A 3,232-nucleotide genomic window follows, 5' to 3' on the forward strand; every position below is an offset into this window, starting at 1 on the left:
GGGAGAGCCTGGCGATGACCTACTTTCACACGGGAATCCGCACTATCATCGGCGCGGAGTCGTTTCACGGTCCTGTTCGGGATGGGAAGGGGTGGTACCGACTCGCTATGGTCACCAGGCTATGACTTGTTGCCACGTTGACGGGGTCAACGCGACCAATATGGGAATGTAGATTTGGGGTTGTGAGTGATGTGTATCAGGCACAAGGCGGACCCAGCCGGAAACATACCGGTTATAGGATCAAGCCGCACGGGCAATTAGTACTGGTTAGCTGAACGCATTACTGCGCTTCCACACCCAGCCTATCAACGTCCTGGTCTCGAACGACCCTTCAGGGAGATCAAGTCTCCAGGGAATCCTCATCTTCAGGCAAGTTTCCCGCTTAGATGCTTTCAGCGGTTATCTCTTCCGTACATAGCTACCCTGCGATGCCTCTGGCGAGACAACAGGTACACCAGCGGTACGTCCACTCCGGTCCTCTCGTACTAGGAGCAGCCCCCGTCAAGATTCCAACGCCCACGGCAGATAGGGACCAAACTGTCTCACGACGTTTTAAACCCAGCTCACGTACCTCTTTAAATGGCGAACAGCCATACCCTTGGGACCGGCTACAGCCCCAGGATGAGATGAGCCGACATCGAGGTGCCAAACACCGCCGTCGATATGAACTCTTGGGCGGTATCAGCCTGTTATCCCCAGAGTACCTTTTATCCGTTGAGCGATGGCCCTTCCATACAGAACCACCGGATCACTATGTCCTGCTTTCGCACCTGCTCGACTTGTCGGTCTCGCAGTTAAGCACGCTTTTGCCATTGCACTTTAGGTACGATGTCCGACCGTACCAAGCGTACCTTCGAACTCCTCCGTTACACTTTGGGAGGAGACCGCCCCAGTCAAACTGCCTACCATGCACTGTCCCCGACCCGGATTCACGGGCCAAGGTTAGAACCTCAAACAAACCAGGGTGGTATTTCAAGGACGGCTCCACCGAAACTAGCGTCCCGGTTTCAAAGCCTCCCACCTATCCTACACAGATCGGTTCAAAGTCCAATGCAAAGCTACAGTAAAGGTTCATGGGGTCTTTCCGTCTAGCCGCGGGGAGATTGCATCATCACAAACACTTCAACTTCGCTGAGTCTCGGGAGGAGACAGTGTGGCCATCGTTACGCCATTCGTGCAGGTCGGAACTTACCCGACAAGGAATTTCGCTACCTTAGGACCGTTATAGTTACGGCCGCCGTTTACCGGGACTTCAATCAAGAGCTTGCACCCCATCATTTAATCTTCCGGCACCGGGCAGGCGTCACACCCTATACGTCCACTTTCGTGTTTGCAGAGTGCTGTGTTTTTATTAAACAGTCGCAGCCACCATTTTATTGCAACCCCTTCGTCCTTCTGGCGCGAGCCAGTCAAACTACAAGGGCGTACCTTATCCCGAAGTTACGGTACCAATTTGCCGAGTTCCTTCTCCCGAGTTCTCTCAAGCGCCTTAGAATACTCATCTCGCCCACCTGTGTCGGTTTGCGGTACGGTCTCGTATGACTGAAGCTTAGAGGCTTTTCTTGGAACCACTTCCAATTGCTTCGCGACCTAAAGTCGCTCGCCCCACACCCTTGAATCACGCACCCGGATTTGCCTAAGTGCCATCTCCAATGCAGGGACCGGGACATCCAACACCCGGACAACCTTCCGCGATCCGTCCCCCCATCGCATCATACGACGGTGCAGGAATATTAACCTGCTTCCCATCAGCTACGCATCTCTGCCTCGCCTTAGGGGCCGACTCACCCTACGCCGATGAACGTTGCGTAGGAAACCTTGGGCTTACGGCGAGGGGGCCTTTCACCCCCTTTATCGCTACTCATGTCAGCATTCGCACTTCTGATACCTCCAGCATCCTTTACAAGACACCTTCACAGGCTTACAGAACGCTCTCCTACCATGCACTTACGTGCATCCGCAGCTTCGGTATATTGCTTAGCCCCGTTACATCTTCCGCGCAGGACGACTCGATCAGTGAGCTATTACGCTTTCTTTAAAGGGTGGCTGCTTCTAAGCCAACCTCCTGACTGTTTTAGCCTTCCCACTTCGTTTCCCACTTAGCAATATTTAGGGACCTTAGCTGGCGGTCTGGGTTGTTTCCCTCTTGACACCGGACGTTAGCACCCGATGTCTGTCTCCCGTGATTGCACTCTTCGGTATTCGGAGTTTGCTATGGCGGGGTAATCAGCAATAGACCCCCCAACCATGACAGTGCTCTACCCCCGAAGGTGAGACACGAGGCACTACCTAAATAGTTTTCGGAGAGAACCAGCTATTTCCAAGTTTGTTTAGCCTTTCACCCCTATCCACAGCTCATCCCCTAACTTTTCAACGTTAGTGGGTTCGGTCCTCCAGTACGTGTTACCGCACCTTCAACCTGGCCATGGATAGATCACTTGGTTTCGGGTCTACACCCAGCGACTGAACGCCCTATTCGGACTCGCTTTCGCTACGCCTTCCCTAATCGGTTAAGCTTGCCACTGAATGTAAGTCGCTGACCCATTATACAAAAGGTACGCCGTCACCCGTTTCCAGGCTCCGACTGTTTGTATGCATGCGGTTTCAGGATCTATTTCACTCCCCTCCCGGGGTTCTTTTCGCCTTTCCCTCACGGTACTGGTTCACTATCGGTCGATTACGAGTATTTAGCCTTGGAGGATGGTCCCCCCATCTTCAGACAGGATTTCACGTGTCCCGCCCTACTTGTCGTACACCTAGTTCCACAATACTGTTTTCGCATACGGGGCTATCACCCACTATGGCCGGACTTTCCATTCCGCTTTGCTAACAATACTGCTAAAGAGTACAAGGCTGATCCCATTTCGCTCGCCACTACTTTGGGAATCTCGGTTGATTTCTGTTCCTGCAGCTACTTAGATGTTTCAGTTCACTGCGTTCGCTTCTGTTACCTATGTATTCAGTAACAGATGACCCATACGGGCCGGGTTTCCCCATTCGGATATCTGCGGATCAAAGCTCGTTTGCCAGCTCCCCGCAGCTTTTCGCAGGCTACTACGTCCTTCATCGCCTGTAATCGCCAAGGCATCCACCACATGCACTTATTCGCTTGACCCTATAACGAGTATGTCTCGCTATAGGCTGAGTTCTCGCGTTGTGCCGTATTCCAAGACAATCTCATCGATTGCTCTGGTAATACTGGTTGATACAATCACAACCCAGTGTCGCGTTT

At 52.6% G+C, this 3,232-nt stretch carries 2 rRNA genes; both read right to left on the reverse strand.

Annotated features, from left to right (window positions below):
* Nucleotides 1-6 precede the first annotated feature (6 nt).
* A 5S ribosomal RNA gene (gene rrf / locus AAHM38_RS25240) occupies nucleotides 7-119 on the reverse strand.
* A 117-nt stretch (nucleotides 120-236) separates the two neighbouring features.
* Nucleotides 237-3,115 (reverse strand): 23S ribosomal RNA (locus AAHM38_RS25245).
* Between the last annotated feature and the right edge of the window lie 117 nt (nucleotides 3,116-3,232).

This window comes from Ralstonia sp. OTU4908 (genome assembly GCF_038440115.1).
GTDB lineage: Bacteria > Pseudomonadota > Gammaproteobacteria > Burkholderiales > Burkholderiaceae > Ralstonia > Ralstonia pickettii.